Below are 21,212 nucleotides of genomic sequence, written 5' to 3'. Positions count from 1 at the left end.
CCGGGGTTCCTCCCGACGCTCCGAGCGCGGCACGGCCGGCGGGCTCGGCCCGACCACGCACCCTCAGCCGGTGGGATGCCGGGCCCGCAGCCGGGTCCGCACCCGCCCGGCCAGCGCCGTGACCAGTGCGACGACGGCGACCAGCCCGACCGCGAGCAGCGCGGCCACCAGCGGGGAGTCGGTGAGGTTGCCGGTCAGCACGCCGAGCACGCCGTAGAGCAGCGTCCACAGCACCGCCCCCGCCGCGACCGCCGGCACCAGCTTCGCCCAGGTCATCCCGGAGACCGCAGCCGCGATCAGGGTCGGCACCCGGCCCGCCGGGGCGACCCGTCCGACCAGCACGACCAGCCAGCCGCGCTCGGCGAACGCGCCGCGCATCCGTTCGATCCGGGCCGCGGTGCGCTCGCCGCCGAGCCGCCCGCCCGCGACCGCGGCACGGACCGGGTCCCCGGCCAGCCGGGCGACGGCGAAGGTGACCACGTCACCGAGCAGCGCCGCGGCGAAGGACAGCAGCAGCACGACCGGCAGCGACAGCGCGGAGCTGGTCATCGCCGTCGCGGCGGCGGCGCCGACGATCGCGCCGGTCGGCACGACCGGCAGCACCGACCCGAGCAGCACTCCCCCGGCGACGACGAGGTAGGCGATCCGCCCGGCGTCCGGGCTGAGCTCGGCGTCGAGCCACTCCTGCGCGGACGCGGCCAGCAGGTGCGGCGCGCTCACGCCGGTGTTCCGACGGCGGCGCCGGGCGGGAGCACGAGGGTGCGGGTGGGCAGCCGGGCCGCGGCGACGGCGTCGGCGAAGTCGTGCGGCGGGCGCACGAGCAGCTCCCGCATCCGGGACCCGGTCCGCCCCGGGACCGAGCACAGCCCGGCGACGGCGAGGGTGCCCCAGTGCACCGGCAGCGCGACGGCCGGTGCGAGCCGCCGGGCGGCCTCGGCGGCACCGGCCGGGTCGAGGTGGCCGGGTCCGAGGTTCGGGCCCCAGCCCCACACCGGCAGCGCGGCGAGGTCGATCGGGCCCTGGGCGGCGACGTCGTCGAGCCCGGGGAACAGGCCGGTGTCACCGGCGACGTAGACGCGCAGCCCGTCGCCCTCCAGCAGGTGCCCCATCGCGTCGGCCTGCGGGCCGTGGGTGAACCGGGGCCCCCACCGGTGTCCGGAGTGGTCGGCCGGTGTGCCGGTGACGCGCAGACCGTCGAAGACACGGGTCTGCCCCACGGCGAGCTCGGACACCCGGGCGACGCCGCGGCGGCGGAGCCAGTCGCCGGCGCCCGCGGGCACCACGACCTCCACCGCGCGCGGCAGCCGGCGCAACGAGGCGAGGTGCAGGTGGTCGGCGTGCAGGTGGGAGATCAGGACCAGGTCGGCCCCGGCGGGCCCCGCCGGGTCGACGGCCGGCGCGGTGCGGCGCAGCGGCCCGACCGAGGGCCCCAGCACCGGGTCGGTCAGGACGGTGCGCCCGCCGATCCGCAGCCGCAGGGTGCTGTGGCCGAGGAAGGTCGTCTCCGGCAGGTCCACACCGTCGAGTATCCCCTCAGGCGTTGCCGAGGACCCGGTCGACCGCGATCTGCAGCACCACCCGCGCGGGGTTCTCCCGGGGCTGCTTGTACTCGGCGGCGTAGCGGCGCTCGGCGTCGGCGACGACGTCGGGCTCGTCCCGCACGACGGCGCGGCCCTCCAGCGTGGACCAGGTGCGCCCGTCGACGACGGTGACGCTGACCCGGGCCCCGTCCGGCCCGGCCGCGGCGACGTTGCGCGCCTTCTGCGACCCGCCGCCGCAGATCACCCGGGCGGTGCGCCCGGCCACGTCGACGGTCACCCCCACCGGTACCGCGTGCGGGGTCCCGTCGCGGCGCGGGGTCACCAGGACGCACGGGCGGCGCTGGGACCAGAGCTCGACGAACGCGTCGGAGACACCGTCGTCGAGGGACCGGCGGCGGCGCCGGGGCGGTTCGGGGGTGGTCGTCACGGTCGCCATCCTGGACGTCGTGCCGGGTCCCGCGCGCCCCGGCACGCCGAGGCACCGGTCACTCCGGGCGACGCCACCCGCCCCGGTGATCCCCGTACGGGCGACTTTCCTGGCCCTGTCGACGGGGTGTCGCTTCACTCTCCGCCATCGGACAGGGCGTCGCGTTCGCCCCACCGGTCACCGGGATCACGTTCGTCACAGGGAGTGGATCATGACCGCACGTTCGCTCGTCCGCCGCACCGGCGCCGTCGCCGCGTCCCTCACCCTCGCCGCGCTCGCCGGGGTCCCGCTGGCCGGAGCGGCGTCCGCCGCGGAACCGGACGCCACCCCGGTGGCGAGCGCCGTCACGGCCCCGGCCGCCGTCGCCACCGCGGGCCCGGTCGTGACGGCCCCGGCCCAGGAGGACACCGAGGAGCCGCCCGCCGAGGAGCCCGCGGACGACGCGACGCCGGCCGACGAGGACCCCGGCGCCACCGCCCCGGACGCGACCGGTCCCGAGGAGACCGCGCCCGAGGAGACCGCCGCGGCCCCGGAGGCGACCACCCCCGCGGCCGGAGCTCCCGCGGCCGGGGCCCCCGCCGCCGGGCGCGGCAGCGACCTGGACTGCGTCGACCTCTCCCGGGCCCAGGCCCAGGCCGTGCTCGCCGCCGACCCCTCGGACCCGAACAACCTGGACCGCGACGACGACGGCCGGGCCTGCGAGGGCTCGGACCTCGTCGCGGCCGCCGGTACCGGGCAGGTCCGCGCGGTCCCGGGTGGTGGTGTCGAGGCCGGCGACGGCTCCGGCGGCGCCGGGGTCGACCCGACGGTGTTCCTGCTGGTCGGGACGGGCGCGGTCCTCGCCGCCGGGGCGGGCGTCGTCGTGTGGAGCGGGCGTCGCACCGGCCGCGCCGCGCTCCCCCTGACCACCCGCCACTCGTGACCCCCGCACCCGCCCCCGCTCCCGCGCGCCCGTGGGGACACCCCACGCGCGCCGCTCCGGAGAACGTGCTCCCGATCGGGAACGCGTCCTCCGGCCCCGCGCGCGTCCGGGGTCCGCGGGGGCCGCTCGGGCCCCGTGCCGTGCGACGGGTGTGGTGGGTGGTGCTCGTCGTGCTGGCACTGGCCGTCCCGCTCGGGGCGCCGCCGGTGGCGGTCGGCGGGGCGGTGCCGCCGCTGCCCACCACCACGCTCCGTCCGGCGGCGGCCCCGCTGCCGCCGTCGGAGCCGGTGCGGGTGCGGGCGCCCTCGATCGGGCTCGACAGCGGGCTCGTCCCGCTCGGCCTGACCGGGCGCGGAACCCTCGAGGTGCCGCCCGACGGCGCCGACACCGGCTGGTACACCGGCGCCCCCACCCCTGGCGCCCGGGGACCGGCGGTGCTCGCGGCGCACGTCGACTGGGACCACGAGCCGGGCCCGTTCCACCGGCTGCACGCACTGGCCCCCGGTGACCTGGTGTCGGTCGGCCGCGCCGACGGCACCACCGCGACCTTCGAGGTCCAGGCGGTGCGCCGCTACGCCAAGGACCGCTTCCCCACCGCGGCCGTCTACGGCGACCTGCCCGGCGCGGGCCTGCGGATGATCACCTGCGGCGGGACGTTCGACCGGGGTGTGCGCAGCTACACCGACAACGTCGTGGTGCTCGCCTCGCTGGTCGACCCGGGCCGCGGCCCGGTGTAGACGCCGGTCGGCCGGAACCGCAGACCGGGTTCGGCGTACTCCTCCAGGGCGTGCGCCACCCAGCCGACCGTCCGGGCGCAGGCGAACAGCAGCTCGCCCGCGTCCGGGCGCAGGTCGTGGGCGTGCATCAGCGCGGCGAGCGCGAGGTCGACGTTCGCGGCAGGGCCGTCGCCGCCGCGGTCCATCCCCGCGACGACGGCGTCGACGCAGGCCACGACGCCGTCCGCGGCCGGGTCGGCGCGCAGCCGGTCGAGCAGCACCGTGGCCCGCGGGTCGGTGCCCCGGTAGACCGAGTGCCCGAAGCCCGGGACCCGCTCGCCGGCCCGCAGCCGCTGGGCGAGCGCGCCGGACGGGTCGTCCAGGGCGTCGGCGAGGAAGCGGTGCGCGAGCCCGCTGACCAGTCCGTGCCGGGGCCCGTCGAGAGCGCCGAGCCCGGCCGAGACGACGGCGTGCACGTCGGCCAGGGTGCTCGCGGCGACCCGGGCCGCGACCGTCGACGACGCCAGGCCGTGGTCGGCGAGCAGGACCAGCGCGGCGCGGACGTGTCCGGCCGTCGCCGGCGCGGGTGCCCGGTCCGGGTCACGGACCAGTGCCGGAAGCAGCCGCTCCGCCAGGCCGGACCCGGCGACACCCGGCCCGCCCGCGGCTCCCGGGTCCCCGGCGAGCGCGGTCACGACCGTCCCCAGCAGCGACGACGCCGTCGCCACCACCGCTCCCGGCCGCGCGTCGGCGCGCAGCGGGTCGGCCGCGGCCACCGCGGCGACGGCGAGCCGGAACCGGTCGGTCGCCCGGGCCCCGGCGGGTGCGGCGGCGAGCACGGCACGCGCCGGGGCGAGCAGGTCCGGGTCGGCGTCGAACGGCACCCGGCCGGGGACCTCCCACAGCAGCGCCGCGACGTGCTCGAGGTCCTCCGACCCCGCGAGCGCGGGCACCGCCCGCCCGCGGAACCACGGCCCGCCGTCGGCGACGAGTGTGATCCGCGTCCTGATGCGCTCGACCGTCCCGGACGGCTCGCCCGACTCGCGGCCGCGCGCGGCGAGGGCCTCCACCTCGTCCTGGGCGAACCGGCTGCCCCGCCGCTGCGCGCCACGCACGCTGGTCAGCAGCCCGCGGCTGGCGTAGGCGTACACGGTCTCCCGCTTCACCCCGAGGCGTTCCGCGGTCTCGGCGACGGTCAGGTACTCCACGACGTGGACCGTATCAACATTGACTGGATCAATATTGACAATGGTTCCCGACGGGCGGACGGTCCGGTCATGACCAGCACCGACAGCATCGGCGCCGCCGCCGGGCAGGTCCCACCGGGCCTGCGCGGCGTCGCCGTCACCAGCACGCGCATCGGGGACGTCCGCGGCGACGAGGGCTTCTACCACTACAGCCGGTACTCCGCGGTCGACCTCGCGCGCACCCGCACCTTCGACGACGTGTGGTTCCTGTTCGTCCACGGCCGCCTCCCGGACGCCGGCGAGGCCGCGGAGTTCGCCGCCGCCACCGCGGAGCACCGTGCGCTGCCCGACGCCGTCGCCGCGCAGCTGCCCGCGATCGCCGACGCCTGCGGGCCCGACCTGCTCGCCGGGCTGGGCACCGCGCTGTCGCTGCTCGGCCCGCAGCACGGGATGCGCCCGCTCTGGGACGACCCGGCGGCGGGCACCCGCGACGCCGCCACCGTCTGCGCCGCGACACCGACCGTCCTCGCCGCGCTGCACCGGCTGCGGCACGGCCTCGACCCGGTCGGGCCGCGCACCGACCTGTCCTCCGCCGCGAACTGGCTGTGGATGCTGGACGGGGCCGAGCCCGCGCCGGCGCACGTCCGCGCGCTCGACGCCTACCTCGTCGCGACGGTGGACCACGGCTTCAACGCCTCCACCTTCACCGCCCGGGTGGTCGCCTCCACCGGCGCCGACGTCGCGTCCTGCGTGGTCGCCGCGCTCGGGGCGTTCGCCGGGCCGCTGCACGGCGGTGCCCCCGACCGGGCGCTGGAGAGCCTCGACGCGATCGACCGCGATGCCGGCGGCTCACCGGAGCGCTGGGTGGCCGACCGGCTCGCCGCGGGGATGCGGATCATGGGGTTCGGCCACGCCGTCTACCGCGGGCCGGACCCGCGCTCGGCACTGCTGCGCGAGGTCGCCGCGGAGCTGGGCGGGCCGCTGCCCGCGCGGGCCGCCGACGTCGAACGGCGGGTGGCCGCCACCCTCGCGGAGCTGCGCCCGGACCACCCGCTGTTCGCGAACGTCGAGTTCCACGCGGGCGTGGTGATGGAGGGCTGCGGGATCCCCCGCAGCATGTTCACGCCGACGTTCGCGGTCAGCCGGGTCGTCGGCTGGTGCGCGCACGTACTGGAGCAGGCCGCACAGCGACGCCTGATCCGGCCCTCCGCGGTCTACGACGGCCCGCCGCCGCCCGAGCCGGTCCCCGCACGCGGGAGGTGACCCGGCTTGCCGGACGGGTGACCGGCATGCTCATCTGATGGGTGACTCCCGCTTCAGCGGGGTCGTCCGCCGGCACGATCTGTCACCCACCACGGAGGTCGAGTGTTCCGGGCACGCCGTCCGCACCAGCAGCCCGAGAGCACCCACCCCGAGGGATCCGCACCGGTGCCGCCACGCCCCGGCGTCGCGATCGCCGTCCTGGCCTCCTGCGGGCTGCTCGTCTCGCTGGTCCAGACCATGGTCGTCCCGCTGCTCCCGCGGTTCCCGGAGCTGCTCGACGTCAGCGGGTCGACCGCGTCGTGGCTGATCACCGCCAACCTGGTCGCCGGCGCGGTGTCGGCGCCGGTGCTGGGGCGGCTCGGCGACATGTTCGGCAAGCGGCGGATGCTGCTGGTCGCGCTCGGCCTGGTCGGGGTGGGGTCGCTGCTCGGCGCGCTGGCGCCCGGGATCGGGCTGCTGCTCGTCGCCCGGGTGCTGCAGGGCGCCGCGTTCGGGGTGATCGCGCTCGGGATGAGCCTGATGCGCGACGTCCTGCCCGCCGACCGGGTCGGGTCCGGGGTCGGGCTGATGTCGTCCTCGCTCGGCTTCGGCGGGGCCATCGGGCTGCCGATCACCGGCGTCGTCGCCCAGTTCGCGAGCTGGCGCTGGCTGTTCGCCGGGGCCGCGGTGCTCGGCGTCGTGCAGATCCTGCTGGTCCGGTGGCTGGTGACCGAGTCACGGCTGCGCACCGGCGGCCGGTTCGACGTGCCCGGGGCGCTCGGCGTCGGCGGGGCGCTGGTGTGCCTGCTGCTGGCGATCTCCAAGGGCAACGACTGGGGCTGGGCCTCCCCGACCGTGCTCGGCCTGTTCGCCGGCACCGTGGTGCTGGTGGCCGTGACCGTCCGGTACGAGCTGCGCGTCCCCGCACCGCTGGTGGACCTGCGGGTCTCGGCACGGCCCGCGGTGCTGCTCACCAACCTGGCCTCGGTGCTGGTGGGCTTCGCGATGTTCGCCGGCTTCGTGCTCGCCACCCAGATCCTCCAGGCGCCGGTCACGACCGGCTACGGGTTCGGGCTCTCGCTCGTCGTCGCCGGGCTGGTGCTGCTGCCGATGGGCGGGTCGATGGTGGTGTTCTCCTCGGCCTCGGCGCGCCTGTCGCGGCTGCGCGGCCCGCGCACCACGCTGGTGATCGGCACGCTCCTGCTGGGGGCGGGCAACTTCGCCTTCGCCGCGATGCCCTCGACGGTGCCGCTGCTGATGGCCGCCTCCACCGTGGCCGCGGTCGGCGCCGCGCTCGCCTACTCGGCGATCCCGCTGACGATCATGCGTGCGGTGCCGGAGTCGGAGACCGCCGCGGCGAACAGCCTCAACACCCTGGCCCGCCAGCTCGGCACGAGCTCGTGCACCGCGGTCGTCGCGGCCGTGACGGCGACCTACGTGCTCGGCGACGGCGGACCCCCCTCGGCGACGGCGTACACGATCTCCTTCGTCGCGGCGGGCGCCGCCGGGCTGCTCGCCACGGTGCTGGTGCTGCTCACACCCGCACCGGCGGCGGAGACCGTCGCGGCCCCGGCCCCGGCCACCGCCCGCGGCTGAGCACCGGACCACCCGGGAACGGTGACCCGGAAACGGCGACCGCATTCCGCCGACGCATTCCCTCCCGGATGCCGCCCGCCGGTCCGGCCCGCCCGTCGCGACCCCGTGCAGGATCGTCCACATCGGAGGCTCGACACCGTCCTCCCCCGTTCGGACGATGGTGGACCCCACCAGGTGCGGGTGACGATCGCCGCGCGGACTGTGACGCCGACGACCACGCTCCCGCCTGCATGTGCACGCGTCGGGACCGACCGGCCACGCCCGGTGATCATTCCATTGTGGACGACCTCCGCCCGCCAACCTGCGGATCTGCGGAATTCTTTCGGGGAACCGACGAGTAGAACCGACCGGTAACATTCTCGCCGGTAACAGTCCGAGTTGACCGACCATCCGTGAGAGCGCACACTCGGCGGCTGGATCACATTCCGATCGTGACTGTTCATCGATAGCGTTGCAGGCACCGCAACCGATCCGATCGACCAGGCCGCACCGCGTCCCGCCTGGCGATTCCGCCGGTCGACGCCGCTGCTGGAGGTCGTCACATGAAACCGTTCGTGGTCAACAACCACGACCGACTGGTCTTTCCCGCCAATTTTCTCGGAGAACTCGATTTCTCCGTCATCGACGATATGGAGCAGTTCACCGCCATCGTCGGTCGCGATTTCGAGGCAAAGGCGCCCACCGGCACCGACATCCTCGAGCGGGTCACCAGCGGCGCCTACGAGAGCCGCTTCGCACTGCTGCGCGACATGAGCCAGAACCTGTTCTGGGTCAACCGGTACACGCTCACCATGTTCGAGAAGCGTCCGACCCGCTGGCGTGACCTCCCCCGCCACCGGAGCGACGTCTTCCTCCCGCTGCTCACCCCGTGGCGCGACGGTGACAAGAAGGTCCGGGCCGTCGCCGACGCCTTCGCCGCGCTCCCCAGCACTTGGGACGAGGCGACCGAGCGCCGCATCTTCGACCTCCTCTTCGACGTCTACGGCAACCGTCGCCACCACGCGACCGAGCTGCCGGCCGTCAAGCCGACCGTCGAGCAGTTCCTCACCACACCGGGGGCGCAGACCTTCGTCGTGCCGCAGCACGACCCGGACTACCCGGTCTTCTCCTTCACCGAGATCCTCGACGCCCACGCCGAGCGTCCCGAGCTCGAGGCCCTGACCCGCTGGGCCATGGTGCTGCACAACCAGTACCCCTGGGACCGTGCCGCCACCGAGCTGCGGACCGCCGACGAGATCGGCGACGACGAGTACGTCATCGCCTTCCACCCCCGCAACCGCGACGTCGAGCAGTTCCTGGACCGCGCCACCGGCACCCGCCCGGCGCGCCGGGGCCGGATCTCGACCCAGTCCGACCCGGTCGAGCCCGCCACCCCGCTGCCGCCGATCCGGGTCCGTGAGGCGTTCGCGGTGCAGCCGAAGGTCGAGGCGCTCGCCGTCGTCCGGGGCGAACACGTCTGCTCCAACGACGACGTCGTCCGCAACTCCGCGTTCTCCTGGTCGCCGATGAGCGCCGACGAGATCTCCGCCAAGACCGGGATCGACCAGCGCCGCTACACCGAGCTGGACATCGAGGACCTGGCCTGGGCCGCCGCGGTACGCGCGCTGGAGCACTCCGGCCGTGACCGCTCCGAGATCGGCGCCGTACTCGTCGCCACCTGCACCAGCGAGCGGCTCATCCCGTCGCTGTCGACGTGGCTGTCCGGGCGGCTCGGGCTGCTCCAGACGCACTGCTCGGCCGACATCGTCGCCGCCTGCGCCGGGCTGCCCTACGGCCTGTCCGAGGCCGTGCGCCAGCTGCAGGAGGTGAACCGGCCGGTCCTGCTGGTCTGCGTCGAGAAGTTCTCCGACAAGATCGGTAACGTCCGCACCTCGCGGATGATCTTCGGCGACGGCGCGGCCGCGATGGTGATCGCCCCGGCCGCCGAGGGCGAGCCCGGCGACATCGACCTGCTGCAGACCTACGCGTCGGGCCCGGACACCCAGGTGAACTCGATCATCTGGCCGAACCCCGAGTTCGACAACGACATCACCGTCTACGGCCCCGAGGTCAAGGCGCTCGTCGCCCGCTACCTGTCGCAGATGATCGGCGAGCTCACCGATCAGGCCGGCCCCGACGGCGAGGGCTCGATGCTCGACGCCGTCGACCTGATCGTTCCGCACCAGGCCAACAAGACGATGATCCTGCAGCTGGCGGGCAAGGCGGGGCTCTCGGCCGACCAGCTGTACTTCAACATCGAGTCGATGGGGAACGTCTCCGCGGCGTCCATCCCGATCGCGCTGTTCGACTCCGTGGCCGACGGCGTCGTGTCCGGCCGGACCCGGGTCTTCGCGCCCGGCTTCGGGGCCGGAGCGGTGGGCGGCTACGCGGTGCTGGAGGTCGACCCGGCCGTGATGGCACCGGAGGTCCACCTGGACCCGACCGCCGCCGCACTGGCCGAGCCGGCCGTCGCACCGACCTCGGACGACGTCCGCATCGCCTTCGGCGAGTAGCCACGACCGGGTGACACGGGCCACAGTGGGCGGGAAGATCCCTGTCCGAGAGGTGAGCCCGCCCGCATTCCGGCACCGACCGGGCCACCGTCCGCACCGACCCGCCGACCGCACGACGACGATGTCGATGCGGCACACCGCCGCCGTCCCGTCGCAGCACCCGTAGGAGCAGTGAAGCCCAGCCATGTTCTCGCGCATCGCCATCGTCAACCGCGGCGAACCCGCCATGCGGCTGATCAACGCCGTCCGTGAGTGGAACGCCCAGAACGGGCCCGACCGCCGCCTGCGCACGATCGCGCTGCACACCGCCGTCGACCGGCGGGCGATGTACGTCCGTGAGGCCGACGAGGCCGTCCTGATCGGGCCGGACGACCCGGACCACATGGGCACCAGCCCCTACCTCGACCACGCCGAGCTGGAGCGCGCGCTGCGCGCCACCCGCGCCGACGCGGTCTGGCCGGGCTGGGGCTTCGTCTCGGAGAAGGCCGACTTCGCCGAGCTCTGCGAGCGGCTGGGGATCACCTTCGTCGGCCCGTCGGCCGAGGTGATGCGCCGGCTCGGGGACAAGATCGCCTCCAAGCAGCTGGCCGAGTCGGTCGGCGTGCCGATGGCGCCGTGGTCCGGCGGTCCGGTGGCCGACGTCGAGACGGCGCGCAAGGCCGCCGAGACCGTCGGCTACCCGCTGATGGTGAAGGCGACCGCGGGCGGCGGGGGCCGCGGCATCCGTTACGTGCCGGGCCCCGAGCAGCTCGACGAGGCCTTCGAGCGGGCCGCGTCGGAGGCGTCGAGGACCGCCGGGGACGCGACCGTGTTCCTGGAGCGCGCGGTGTCGGGCGGACGGCACGTCGAGGTGCAGGTCGTCGCCGACGCCACCGGCGACGTCTGGACCCTCGGGGTACGCGACTGCTCGGTGCAGCGGCGCAACCAGAAGGTCATCGAGGAGTCGGCGTCCACCGCACTCGACGCCGAGCAGGAGGCGCTGCTGCGCAGCTCGGCGGCCGAACTGGCCCGCGCCGCGGGCTACGTCAACGCCGGCACCGTCGAGTTCCTCTACCAGCCCGAGGAGAAGCTCCTCTCCTTCCTCGAGGTCAACACCCGGCTGCAGGTCGAGCACCCGGTCACCGAGGCCTGCACCGGCGTCGACATCGTGAAGCTGCAGCTGCACGTCGCCGCGGGCGGCACCCTCGCCGAGGTCGCACGCGGGGTCCCGGCGGCCCAGGGCTGGGCGATCGAGGCCCGGCTGACCGCCGAGGACCCGGAGCGCGAGTTCGCGCCCGCCCCGGGGCGCATCGAGCACCTGGCGCTGCCGTCCGGTCCGGGCATCCGGGTCGACACCGGCGTCGCCGCGGGTGACGTCATCCCACCCCAGTTCGACTCCATGATCGCCAAGGTGATCGCCTGGGGCCGCGACCGCGACGAGGCCCGCGCGCGGCTGTCCCGTGCGCTGCGCCAGACCTCCGCGGTGATCGACGGCGGCTCCACGAACAAGGCGTTCCTGCTGGACCTGCTCGACCGCGACGAGTTCCGCTCGGGCGAGCTGCAGACCACCTGGCTCGACACGATGATGGCCGACGGCTACGCGCCGCCGCGCCGCCTCGACGTCGCGCTGCTCGCCACCGCCGTGCAGAGCCACGACGGCCACGTCGCCCGCCAGCAGGAGCGGCTGTTCCGCTCCGCCGAGGCCGGCCGGCCCGAGGTGGGCTACGAGACCTGGCACCAGACCGACGTCACCGTCGCCGGGCAGTCCTACAAGCTGACGGTCGCCCGCACCCGCGCCGGCCGCTACACCGTCGAGCTGGACGGCGTGTCGGTCGACGTCGACGTCGAGCGCAACGGCGCCTACGAGCGACGGCTCACCGTCGGCGACCTGTCCTGGACCGTGCTGTCGGTCGCGCAGGAGGCGGACTACCTCGTCGAGGTCGACGGCTCCGTGCACCGCATCTCCGGCGGCGAGGCCGGCATCGTCCGCGCCCCCGCCCCGGCGATGGTCGTCGCGCTGCCGGTCACCGCGGGCCAGACCGTGTCCGAGGGCGACACCCTCGCCATCGTCGAGTCGATGAAGCTGGAGACCTCGCTGCGGGCGCCGTTCGACGGCACCGTCGCCGAGATCCTCGTCCCGGCCAACACCCAGGTCGACGGCGGCACCAAGCTCGTGCGGCTGGAGCCGTCGGCCGACGCGGACGCAGCAGGCCCCAGCGGGGAGCGCGCCGACCTGTCCGCGTTCGCCGCGGCCGGCGCCGACACCGACGCCGCCGCGACCGCGGCCGACGCGCTGTCCGCGCTGCGCTTCCAGGTGCTGGGCTTCGACGTCGACGAGCGCCAGGCCCGCCCGCAGCTGCGCCGCCTCGCCGCCGCCCGCGAGCAGCTGGCCGCCGACGACCCGGCCGTGCTGGCCGGGGAGACCGCCGTCCTGCAGATCTTCGCCGACCTGTGCCAGCTCTCGCGCAACCGGTCCGAGACCGACGACGAGACCGGCGAGACCGAGCGCAACCCGCAGGAGTACCTCTACGCCTACCTGCGCTCCCGCGACGCCGACGACGAGGGCCTGCCCGAGTCGTTCCAGGCCAAGCTGCGCCGGGCGCTGGCCCACTACGGCGTCACCGAGATCGACGGCGGGACCGGCCGCGCCGACGACCTGGGCCCGGCGCTGTACCGCATGTTCCTGGCCCACCGCCGCGCGCCGCAGCAGGTGCCGGTCGTGCTGGACCTGCTGAACTGGCGGCTGCGCCACCCGGAGTCGGTCGCGAACCTCTCCCCCGCGGCGCGCGAGGACTACCTGCGCACCCTCGACGAGGTCGTCGTCGCCACCCAGCTGCGGCACCCCGTCGTCGGGGACACCGCGCGGCTGGCCCGCTACCGGGCGTTCGACGCCCCGGTCGTCGCCGCCGAGCGGGACCGGGCGCTGGCCGAGGTCCGGGAGAGCCTGGACGTGCTCGCCTCGGACCCGGAGACCGCGGACCGGGCCCGCCGGATCGACACCCTCGTCGGGTCCTCGGAGCCGATCCTGGGCGTGTTCGGGGAGCGGCACGACGCCGTGCTGCTCGAGGTCATGACCCGGCGCTACTACCGGGTGCGGGTGCTGCGCGACCTGGAGCTCGTCGAGCACGCGGGCAAGCCGCTGCTGACCGCCCGCTACCAGCACCTGGGCCGGGACCGCACGGTCTTCGCCTCGGTGATCGACAACAACGACCCGGCCGCCGCGCAGGCCGTGTCCGACGAGCTGCGCCGCCGCGTCGGCGAACTCGACGGGGACCGCACCGCGCTCGTCGACCTCTACGTCACCTCGACCAAGGCCGACGACGGCGGTGACCCCGACGCCCGCGCCGAGCGCGTCCGCGCCGCACTGGGGAAGGTGCCCGCGCACCTGCACCGGGTCGCCGTCGCCGTCCGCCCGAACCCGCGCGCCGCGGGGACGACGAGCGAGGAGGCCGAGCCGCCGACCTGGTTCACCTTCCGGCCCGACGAGACCGGCGAGCTGGTCGAGGACCGCACGCTGCGGGGCATGCACCCGCTGGTCGCGGACCGGCTGCGGCTGTGGCGTTTCCGCAACTTCGAGCTGCACCGGCTGCCCGCCGCCACCGACGTGCACCTGTTCCGGGCCACCGGCCGCGAGGTCACCGCCGACGACCGGCTGGTCGCGATGGCCGACGTCCGCGAGCTGACCGTGCTGCGCGACGAGGAGACCGGGAAGGTCCGCTCGCTGCCGCAGTTCGAGCGCGCGCTCGACGCCTGCATCAACTCGCTGCGTGCCGCCCGCGCCGGGGACCGCACCCTGGCCCGGATGTCGTGGAACCGGATCGCGCTCTACGTGTGGCCGGAGGTCGACGTCCCGCTCGCCGAGCTGGACTCGGTGGTCCGCCGGCTCGCACCGCGCACGGCCAACCTCGGTCTGGAGCAGGTCCTCGTCGAGTTCCGCACCGCCGACCCGCAGGTCACCGGCGGCCAGGGCGGTCCGCGCTCGATGCTGCTGCGCATGTCGCGCCCGCCCGGCGCGGGGCTCACGGTCAAGCTCGACCAGCCCCCGACCGAGCCGATGCGCGAGCTCGACGCCTACGACCAGAAGGTGCTCAAGGCCCGTCGCCGCGGCGCCGTCTACCCGTACGAGATCGTCCCGCTGCTCACCGCCCCGGTCGACGCCGGTCCGGGCACCTGGCAGGAGTACGACCTCGTCGACCCGGCCGACCCGGCGCTGCCGGTGCCGGTCGACCGCGCGCCCGGCGGCAACAGCGCCAACCTGGTGCTCGGCGTCGTCTCGGTGCCGACCCGGCGCTACCCGGACGGGATGAAGCGGGTCGTGCTGCTCGGCGACCCGACCCGGGCACTCGGCGCGATCGCCGAACCGGAGTGCCGCCGCGTGCTGGCCGCGATCCACCTGGCCCGTGAGCTGGACGTGCCGATCGAGTGGTTCGCCGTATCGGCCGGCGCGAAGATCGCGATGGACTCCGGTACCGAGAACATGGACTGGATCTCCCGGGTGCTGCGCGGGATCATCGAGTTCACCCAGGACGGCGGCGAGATGAACGTCGTCGTCACCGGCATCAACGTCGGCGCCCAGCCCTACTGGAACGCCGAGGCCACGATGCTCATGCACACCAGGGGCATCCTGGTGATGACGCCGGACTCGGCGATGGTGCTCACCGGCAAGCACTCGCTGGACTTCTCCGGCGGCGTCTCGGCCGAGGACAACTTCGGCATCGGCGGCTACGACCGGATCATGGGCCCGAACGGGCAGGCGCAGTACTGGGCGCCGGACCTGGGCGGCGCCGTGGGCGTGCTGCTGCAGCACTACGCCCACACCTGGACCCAGCCGGGCGAGCGGTTCCCGCGACCCGCGCCGACCACCGACCCGGTCTCCCGTGACGTCACCACGGCGCCGCACTCCGGGCCGAACTGCGACTTCACCACGCTCGGCGAGATCTGGGCGCCGGAGACCAACCGGGAGCGGAAGAAGCCGTTCGACATCCGCTCGGTGCTGCGCGGCGTCGCCGACGCCGACCACCCGACGTCGGAGCGGTGGGCCGACATGCACGACGCCGACTCGGTCGTCGCGCTCGACGCCCACCTCGGCGGCCAGCCGATCGCGATGATCGGCATCGAGTCGCGGCCGCTGCCGCGGCGCGGGCCGCGCCCGGTCGACGGGCCGTCGCAGTTCACCGCCGGGACGCTGTTCCCGCGCTCGTCGCGCAAGTGCGCGCGGGCCATCAACGCCGCGTCGGGCAACCGGCCGCTGGTCGTCCTGGCGAACCTGTCCGGGTTCGACGGCTCGCCGGAGTCGCTGCGCGGCCTGCAGCTGGAGAACGGCGCCGAGATCGGCCGGGCCATCGTCAACTTCGACGGCCCGATCGTGTTCTGCGTGGTCTCCCGCTACCACGGCGGCGCGTTCGTGGTGTTCTCCGGAACGCTGAACGACAACATGGAGGTCGCCGCGATCACCGGCTCCTACGCCTCCGTGCTCGGCGGGGCGCCCGCCGCGGCCGTCGTGTTCGCCGGCGAGGTCAACGACCGCACCGCCAAGGACGAGCGGGTCACCGACCTGGAGACCCGGATCAAGCAGGCCGTCACCGACGGGGACGAGGCGACGGCGGCACGGCTGCGCGGCGACCTCGCCACCCTCCGCCCCGACGTCCGCTCCGAGAAGCTCGGCCAGGTCGCGGACGAGTTCGACACCAAGCACTCCATCGAGCGGGCGCAGTCCGTCGGCTCGGTGCACCGGATCGTCTCCCCCGACCAGCTCCGGCCGTACCTGGCCGACGCGGTCCAGCGGGGCATGAAGCGCACTCTCGACACCCTTGGAGGAAACGCATGACCGCGATCACCGATACCCACCCGGAGCAGCGCGTCGCCATCGTGACCGGGGGTGCGCGCGGGATCGGCGCCGCGATCACCACCGCGCTGGCCCGCACCGGGGTGCACGTCGCCGCGGGGTACTCGTCGAACTCCAAGGCCGCCGACGAGCTGAAGGGCAAGCTGGAGGCCGAGGGCGCGTCGATCTCGGTGCACCAGGGCAACGTCGGCTCGCCCGAGGACTGCCAGCGGGTCGTCACCGAGGTCCTGGAGCAGCGGGGCCGCGTCGACTACCTGATCAACAACGCCGGCATCACCGTCGACAAGACCGTCCGCAAGCTGACCGTCGACGACTGGCACGCCGTGCTGCGGATCAACCTGTCCGGGGCGTTCTACATGACCAAGGCCGTGCTGGAGCACATGACCGGCAACGAGTTCGGCCGGATCGTGAACATCTCCTCGGTGATCGGCCAGACCGGGGCGATGGGCCAGGCCAACTACGCCTCGTCGAAGGCCGGCCTGATCGGCTTCTCGAAGTCGCTGGCCCAGGAGGTCGCCCGCAAGGGCGTCACCGTCAACTGCGTCGCGCCGGGCTTCATCGAGACCGAGATGGTCGCCGCCGTGCCGGAGAAGGCGCTCGAGAAGATCGTCTCGAAGATCCCGGTCGGCCGCCTCGGCCAGGCCGACGAGATCGCCCGCGCCGTGCAGTTCCTCGTCGACGACCGCGCCGGCTACGTGACCGGCTCGGTGATCAGCGTGAACGGCGGGCTGGACATGGCGTCCTGACCGTCGTTCTCCCCGGCCGAGGGCCTCGCACAGTGTCGTGCGGGGCCCTCGTGCGTGCTCAGGGGCCCGTGGTCGCCCGGGTGTAGCGGTCGGCCAGTGCGCGCAGCCGCGCCACCAGCTCCGGTGGCTCGGTGACGTGGAAGTCCAGGTCGAGCAGCCCGATGTACACCGCGACGGTCTCGATGCTGTCCGCCCCGGTCACGAGGACGCAGTGCGTGTCGTCGACCTCCTCGACCGCGCCGACGGCCGGGTTGATCCGGGCGAGCACCGTCGCCGCCGGTGCGTCGACGGTGATGCGGACGTGCACCTGCCACCCGGTCGACGCGGCCTCCCGCAGGACCAGGGCCGGGTAGTCCCCGCCGGGCAGCGGGTCCGGGACGAACCGGCGGCCGGTCGCCGTGCGCGGGCGGACCAGGTCGACCCGCCACGTCCGCCACCCGCCGTCGAGCCGCCCGACCAGGTACCAGCGGCCCTGCCAGGAGACCATCCGGTACGGCTCGACCGTGACCGGCCACTCCTGCCCGGGCAGGTCGAGCCGCACGCAGGTGTGGTCGCGGATCGCGGTGGCGAGCTCGGTGAGCACCGCCGGGTCGACCTCCGGATCCGGGTCGACGGTGTCGGTGTTGCGCGGCCCCGCGACGGTGCCGTCGTGGATGGCGGCGACGCGGCGGCGCAGCCGGTCCGGGAGCACCTGGTCGAGCTTGGCCAGGACGCGGTCGCCGCTGTCCCCCAGCCGCCCGCCGCTCGCGCTCACGGTGCGCAGCCCGATCGCCACGGCGACGGCCTCGGCGTCGTCGAGCTGCAGCGGGGGCAGCCGCGCGCCGGGCCCGAGCCGGTAGTGCCCGGCGCCGCCCCGGACGGCGTGCACCGGGTAGTCGAGTCCGCGGAGCCGGGCGACGTCGTTGCGGATGGTGCGGGTGCTGACGCCGAGCCGCTCCGCCAGCTCCGGCGCGGTCCACTCCGGACGGCTCTGCAGCAGCCCGAGGAGCGCGAGCATGCGGGCGGCGGTGTCGGCCACGAGAACCTCCGGATCCGGTCGCGAACAGGAAGAGAACGTGCCTGATCAACCGGCACCGTAGTACCCATGACGCCGTTCACCGTGCAGATCCCGCAGTCCGACCTCGACGACCTCGCCGACCGTCTGTCCCGCACCCGGCTGCCCCGTCCCGCGCCGGGCGACGACTGGACCTACGGCACCCCGAACGCGTGGCTGGCCGCGACCGTCGCGTACTGGCGCGACGGGTTCGACTGGCGGGCCCAGGAGACCCGGATGAACGCCCACCCGCAGTACCGCACCGAGATCGACGGCCAGGTCCTGCACTACCTGCACGTCCCCTCGGCCGAGCCCGGCGCGACGCCGGTGCTGCTGCTGCACAGCTGGCCCGGCTCGTTCGCGGAGTTCCTCGACGTGATCGGCCCGTTGACCGACCCGGTCGCGCACGGCGGCCGCGCCGAGGACGCCTGCTCGGTGGTGGTGCCGTCGTTGCCCGGGTTCGGCTTCAGCACCCCGCTCGCCGAGGGCGGCTGGACCACCGCCCGGATCGCCGCGACGCTGGACACCCTGATGCGCCGGCTCGGCTACCCCTCCTACGGGGCACACGGCAGCGACGCCGGGGCGCTCGTCGCGCGGGAGCTGGGCCTGCTCGACCCGCCCGGGTTCCTCGGGCTGCACGTGCTGCAGCTGTTCTCGTTCCCGTCGGGCGACCCGGCCGAGTTCGAGCGGCTGGGACCGGACGACCACGCCGCGCTGGAGTTCATGCAGTGGTTCTCCTCGGTCGGCGGCTACAACGGGATGAACGCCTCCCGCCCGCAGACGATCGGGGCGGCGCTGGCCGACTCACCGGTCGGGCAGCTGGCCTACTCCGAGCTGTTCGCGTCCTTCGGCAACGGCACCGCGCTGGTGACCCGTGACCAGCTGCTGACCCAGGTGTCGCTGTACTGGCTGACCAACACCGCGGCGACCTCGGCCAGGATCTACTTCGAGGACGCACGCGCCGGCGCGGAGCCGCGGGTGAACCACGCCCGGACCGGGGTGGCCGTGTTCGCCTCGGACTTCCGGACCGTCCGGGTGTTCGCCGAGCGCGACAACAGCCGGATCGAGCACTGGAGCACCTTCGACGAGGGCGGGCACTTCGCCGCCCTGGAGCGGCCGGCCGACGTGGCGGCCGACATCCGGGCGTTCTTCGCCGGTTGAGGGGCGCTCAGCCGCGGCTGCAGAGCCCCTTGGCCGCCAGCACCCGCGCGACGGCGGTGTCGTTGGCCTGCGCCGTGATCCGCCCCTCGCTCAGCGCCTTCTCCGCGGCGTCGAGCAGCGGGGCGACCGGGGTGACGTTGGAGAACAGCGCCATGTCCGCGCCGGCGGTCAGGGCCCGGGTGGTGGCCTCGGCGAGCCCGAAGCGATCGGTGATCGCCTTCATCGCACCGAGGTCGTCGGTCATGGCGAGGCCGTCGAACCGGTAGTCCTCGCGCAGCAGCCGGTAGGCGGCCGGGGCGATGCTGGTGGGCACGTCGGTGGTCAGGCCCGGGACGTCGAGGTGGCCGAGCATGACCCCGACCCGCCCGTCGAGCGGCTTCCCCGGTCCGACGAGGTCGGAGTAGGGCCGGAGGTCACCGGCACGCAGCTGGTCCAGCGGCGGCGTGCTCACCGAGCCCTTGTGCGAGTCACCGGAGCTGTGCCCGTGGCCGGGGAAGTGCTTGAGGACCCCGAACACCCCGCCGGCCTGCTGCCCCTCGGCCCAGGCCGCGGCGTAGCGGGTGACGGTGGCCGGGTCGTCGGAGAACGAGCGGTCCCCGATGACGGCGGTGCGCGGCTGGTCGGAGACGTCGACCGACGGCGCGAGGTTCCAGGTGACACCACGTGCCTTCAGCTGTCCGGCGCGCTCGCGGGCGATCTCGGTGACCTCCTCGGGGCTGCCGGACGCGGCCATCTGCCGGGCGCTGGGGACGTCGCCGTCGAGCTCGTCGATGCGCTGGACACGGCCGCCCTCCTCGTCGACGGCGACGGCGAGCGGCGTGCGGGACGCCTTCTGCAGCGCCGCGACCCGGTCGTCCTGCAGCAGCGCGGTCGCGTTGCCGCCGAGGAACACCCCGCCGACCTGCGACCCCCGCACGATCGCGGTGGCGCCGGCCGGGTCGGCGGCGTCCACCCCGACCATCAGGCGCTGGGCGAGCCGGTCGCGCGGGGACAGCGCCGCCACCATCGGGGCACAGGTGTCCGGGTCCGGCTGTGCCGCCGGCGCCGCCTGCGGCTGTGCACCCGGCGGGGCGGCGGCGGTGCTGTTCGCGGTGAGCTGCGGCCCGGCGACGGCGACGAGCCCCGCCGTCAGCGCGCCCACGACGGCGGCGGTGAGCAGTCCGGTGCTGCGACGGCGTCGCTGCCGGATCACGGGGTGGGGTCGTCCAGGCACTCGCATCGCGACCATCGTGACAGGCCCGTCCCGGCCCGGCGCCCCCGCCGCGCCGCGGTCACCGGCCCCCCGGCCCGATCCGCTGCGCCGGGTGCGGGGCTCAGCCGACCGCGGGGACCCGCTCGGGCTCCGGCGGCGGGCCGGGCGGGGTGCCGTCGCCGAACGGGCGCCCGCCCAGCTCCTCGCGGCCGTGCGCGGTCGTCCAGCCGGCGGTGTCGGGCCCGTTCGGGACGATCCCGGTCGGGTTCACCGACGCGTGCACGCCGTAGTAGTGCTGCTTGACCTGCTCGAAGTCGATGGTGTCGCCGAAGCCGGGGGTCTGGAACAGGTCCCGGGCGTAGGCCCACAGCACGGGGAGCTCGGTGAGCTTGTGCCGGTTGGCCTTGAAGTGGCCGTGGTAGGCGGCGTCGAAGCGGACCAGGGTCACCCACAGCCGGATGTCGGCCTGGGTGATCGAGTCACCGACCAGGTAGCGGCGCGTCGACAGGTGCCCGGACAGCTCGTCCATCCGCGACCACAGGGCGTCGTAGGCACGGTCGTAGGCGCGCTGGGACGAGGCGAACCCGCACTTGTAGACGCCGTTGTTGACGTCGTGGAAGATCCCCTTCCCGATCTCGTCGATCGCCTCCGGGTCGGTCCACAGGTCCGGGGCGCCCTCGCGGTGCAGCCCCCGCCACTGGGTGGACAGGTCGCGCTCCAGCAGCGCGTACTCGTTGGTGACGACCTTGCCCGAGGCGACCTCGACCATGGCAGGGACGGTGACACCCTCGTCGTAGCCGGGGACGGCCTTCTCGTAGGCCTCGCGCAGGTACTCGATGCCGAGCACGGGGTCGACGTTCCCCGGGTCGAGGTGGAAGCGCCAGCTGCGCTCGTCGTGCAGCGGGCCCGCGATGCCCATCGAGATCGCGTCCTCCAGCCCGAGCAGCCGCCGGGTGATGATCACCCGGTTCGCCCACGGGCAGGCGCGCGCGCCGACGAGGCGGTAGCGGCCCGCCTCGACCGGCCACGGCGACGACCCGTCGGCCGTGATCCGCTCGGCCACCCCGAGCGCCTCCCGTACGAACTCACCACTGTCCTGGTCGGTCCCCATGCCGCCGACGCTAGCCCTGTGG

The 21,212-nt window shown here is 74.7% G+C and carries 15 protein-coding genes; 8 read left to right on the top strand and 7 right to left on the bottom strand.

Annotated features, from left to right (window positions below):
* Nucleotides 1-63: 63 nt before the first annotated feature.
* From ATL51_RS22555 to ATL51_RS22545, 3 genes are read right to left on the bottom strand one after another with little or no spacing between them, the layout of a single operon-like run.
* On the bottom strand, nucleotides 64-720 hold the full coding sequence (locus ATL51_RS22555; protein WP_301549133.1) for a DedA family protein: 657 nt from the start codon (nucleotides 718-720) through the stop codon (nucleotides 64-66).
* Nucleotides 717-1,517: an MBL fold metallo-hydrolase gene (locus ATL51_RS22550; protein ID WP_301549132.1), complete on the bottom strand. Its 801-nt coding sequence runs from the start codon at nucleotides 1,515-1,517 to the stop codon at nucleotides 717-719. Before ATL51_RS22550 ends, ATL51_RS22555 begins: the two co-directional genes overlap by 4 nt.
* Nucleotides 1,518-1,533: 16 nt before the next feature.
* Nucleotides 1,534-1,968 (bottom strand): TIGR03618 family F420-dependent PPOX class oxidoreductase, encoded by a 435-nt coding sequence (locus tag ATL51_RS22545; RefSeq protein WP_301549131.1) that lies wholly within the window; start codon nucleotides 1,966-1,968, stop codon nucleotides 1,534-1,536.
* A gap of 211 nt (nucleotides 1,969-2,179) precedes the next feature.
* Here ATL51_RS22545 and ATL51_RS22540 point away from each other — a divergent pair, with 211 nt between their 5' ends.
* The gene (locus ATL51_RS22540; RefSeq protein ID WP_100879860.1) at nucleotides 2,180-2,890 is read left to right on the top strand and encodes a hypothetical protein; all 711 of its coding nucleotides are present in this window, start codon (nucleotides 2,180-2,182) and stop codon (nucleotides 2,888-2,890) included.
* 158 nt (nucleotides 2,891-3,048) lie between these two features.
* Entirely contained in the window at nucleotides 3,049-3,627 is a 579-nt protein-coding gene (locus ATL51_RS22535; protein WP_301549130.1) for a class F sortase, read from the top strand.
* Here ATL51_RS22535 and ATL51_RS22530 read toward each other — a convergent pair.
* A complete protein-coding gene (locus tag ATL51_RS22530) occupies nucleotides 3,567-4,814 on the bottom strand; it encodes a citrate synthase (protein WP_208623053.1) in 1,248 nt (415 codons plus the stop codon). The genes ATL51_RS22535 and ATL51_RS22530 overlap by 61 nt on opposite strands.
* 69 nt (nucleotides 4,815-4,883) lie before the next feature.
* Here ATL51_RS22530 and ATL51_RS22525 point away from each other — a divergent pair, with 69 nt between their 5' ends.
* From ATL51_RS22525 to ATL51_RS22505, 5 genes are all read left to right on the top strand, one after another.
* Complete coding sequence (locus tag ATL51_RS22525; protein ID WP_100880868.1) at nucleotides 4,884-6,056, top strand: citrate/2-methylcitrate synthase; 1,173 nt, start codon at nucleotides 4,884-4,886, stop codon at nucleotides 6,054-6,056.
* Nucleotides 6,057-6,221: 165 nt separating this feature from the next.
* Nucleotides 6,222-7,631, top strand: coding sequence for an MFS transporter (locus tag ATL51_RS22520; protein WP_100880867.1), 1,410 nt, complete (start codon nucleotides 6,222-6,224; stop codon nucleotides 7,629-7,631).
* A gap of 542 nt (nucleotides 7,632-8,173) precedes the next feature.
* Nucleotides 8,174-10,123, top strand: a complete 1,950-nt coding sequence (locus ATL51_RS22515) for a 3-oxoacyl-[acyl-carrier-protein] synthase III C-terminal domain-containing protein (protein ID WP_100879859.1) — start codon at nucleotides 8,174-8,176, stop codon at nucleotides 10,121-10,123.
* A 184-nt stretch (nucleotides 10,124-10,307) separates the two neighbouring features.
* Complete coding sequence (locus tag ATL51_RS22510) at nucleotides 10,308-15,929, top strand: ATP-binding protein (RefSeq protein WP_100879858.1); 5,622 nt, start codon at nucleotides 10,308-10,310, stop codon at nucleotides 15,927-15,929.
* On the top strand, nucleotides 15,926-16,693 hold the full coding sequence (locus ATL51_RS22505; RefSeq protein ID WP_062400793.1) for a beta-ketoacyl-ACP reductase: 768 nt from the start codon (nucleotides 15,926-15,928) through the stop codon (nucleotides 16,691-16,693). Before ATL51_RS22510 ends, ATL51_RS22505 begins: the two co-directional genes overlap by 4 nt.
* A 58-nt stretch (nucleotides 16,694-16,751) precedes the next feature.
* Here ATL51_RS22505 and ATL51_RS22500 read toward each other — a convergent pair whose 3' ends face one another.
* The gene (locus tag ATL51_RS22500; RefSeq protein WP_100879857.1) at nucleotides 16,752-17,711 is read right to left on the bottom strand and encodes a helix-turn-helix transcriptional regulator; all 960 of its coding nucleotides are present in this window, start codon (nucleotides 17,709-17,711) and stop codon (nucleotides 16,752-16,754) included.
* A 66-nt stretch (nucleotides 17,712-17,777) separates the two neighbouring features.
* Between ATL51_RS22500 and ATL51_RS22495 the strand changes: the two genes are divergently transcribed.
* On the top strand, nucleotides 17,778-18,887 hold the full coding sequence (locus ATL51_RS22495; RefSeq protein ID WP_100879856.1) for an epoxide hydrolase family protein: 1,110 nt from the start codon (nucleotides 17,778-17,780) through the stop codon (nucleotides 18,885-18,887).
* Nucleotides 18,888-18,894: 7 nt separating this feature from the next.
* Here ATL51_RS22495 and ATL51_RS22490 read toward each other — a convergent pair whose 3' ends face one another.
* Nucleotides 18,895-20,076, bottom strand: coding sequence for a glycoside hydrolase family 3 N-terminal domain-containing protein (locus ATL51_RS22490; RefSeq protein WP_392567409.1), 1,182 nt, complete (start codon nucleotides 20,074-20,076; stop codon nucleotides 18,895-18,897).
* A 124-nt stretch (nucleotides 20,077-20,200) separates the two neighbouring features.
* Nucleotides 20,201-21,190, bottom strand: coding sequence for a glutathione S-transferase family protein (locus ATL51_RS22485; protein ID WP_100879855.1), 990 nt, complete (start codon nucleotides 21,188-21,190; stop codon nucleotides 20,201-20,203).
* Nucleotides 21,191-21,212: the final 22 nt, after the last annotated feature.

The sequence above is a fragment of the Pseudonocardia alni genome, from assembly GCF_002813375.1.
Lineage (GTDB): Bacteria > Actinomycetota > Actinomycetes > Mycobacteriales > Pseudonocardiaceae > Pseudonocardia > Pseudonocardia alni.
The sequence above is the reverse complement of the archived record's forward strand: the minus strand, read 5'-3'. Positions and strand labels throughout refer to the sequence as shown.

Coding starts and splice junctions, on each gene's coding strand:
- ATL51_RS22485 (WP_100879855.1), bottom strand. CDS start 21,190: ATGGGGACCGACCAGGACAGTGGTGAGTTCGTACGGGAGGCGCTCGGG.
- ATL51_RS22525 (WP_100880868.1), top strand. CDS start 4,884: ATGACCAGCACCGACAGCATCGGCGCCGCCGCCGGGCAGGTCCCACCG.
- ATL51_RS22510 (WP_100879858.1), top strand. CDS start 10,308: ATGTTCTCGCGCATCGCCATCGTCAACCGCGGCGAACCCGCCATGCGG.
- ATL51_RS22540 (WP_100879860.1), top strand. CDS start 2,180: ATGACCGCACGTTCGCTCGTCCGCCGCACCGGCGCCGTCGCCGCGTCC.
- ATL51_RS22495 (WP_100879856.1), top strand. CDS start 17,778: ATGACGCCGTTCACCGTGCAGATCCCGCAGTCCGACCTCGACGACCTC.
- ATL51_RS22515 (WP_100879859.1), top strand. CDS start 8,174: ATGAAACCGTTCGTGGTCAACAACCACGACCGACTGGTCTTTCCCGCC.
- ATL51_RS22505 (WP_062400793.1), top strand. CDS start 15,926: ATGACCGCGATCACCGATACCCACCCGGAGCAGCGCGTCGCCATCGTG.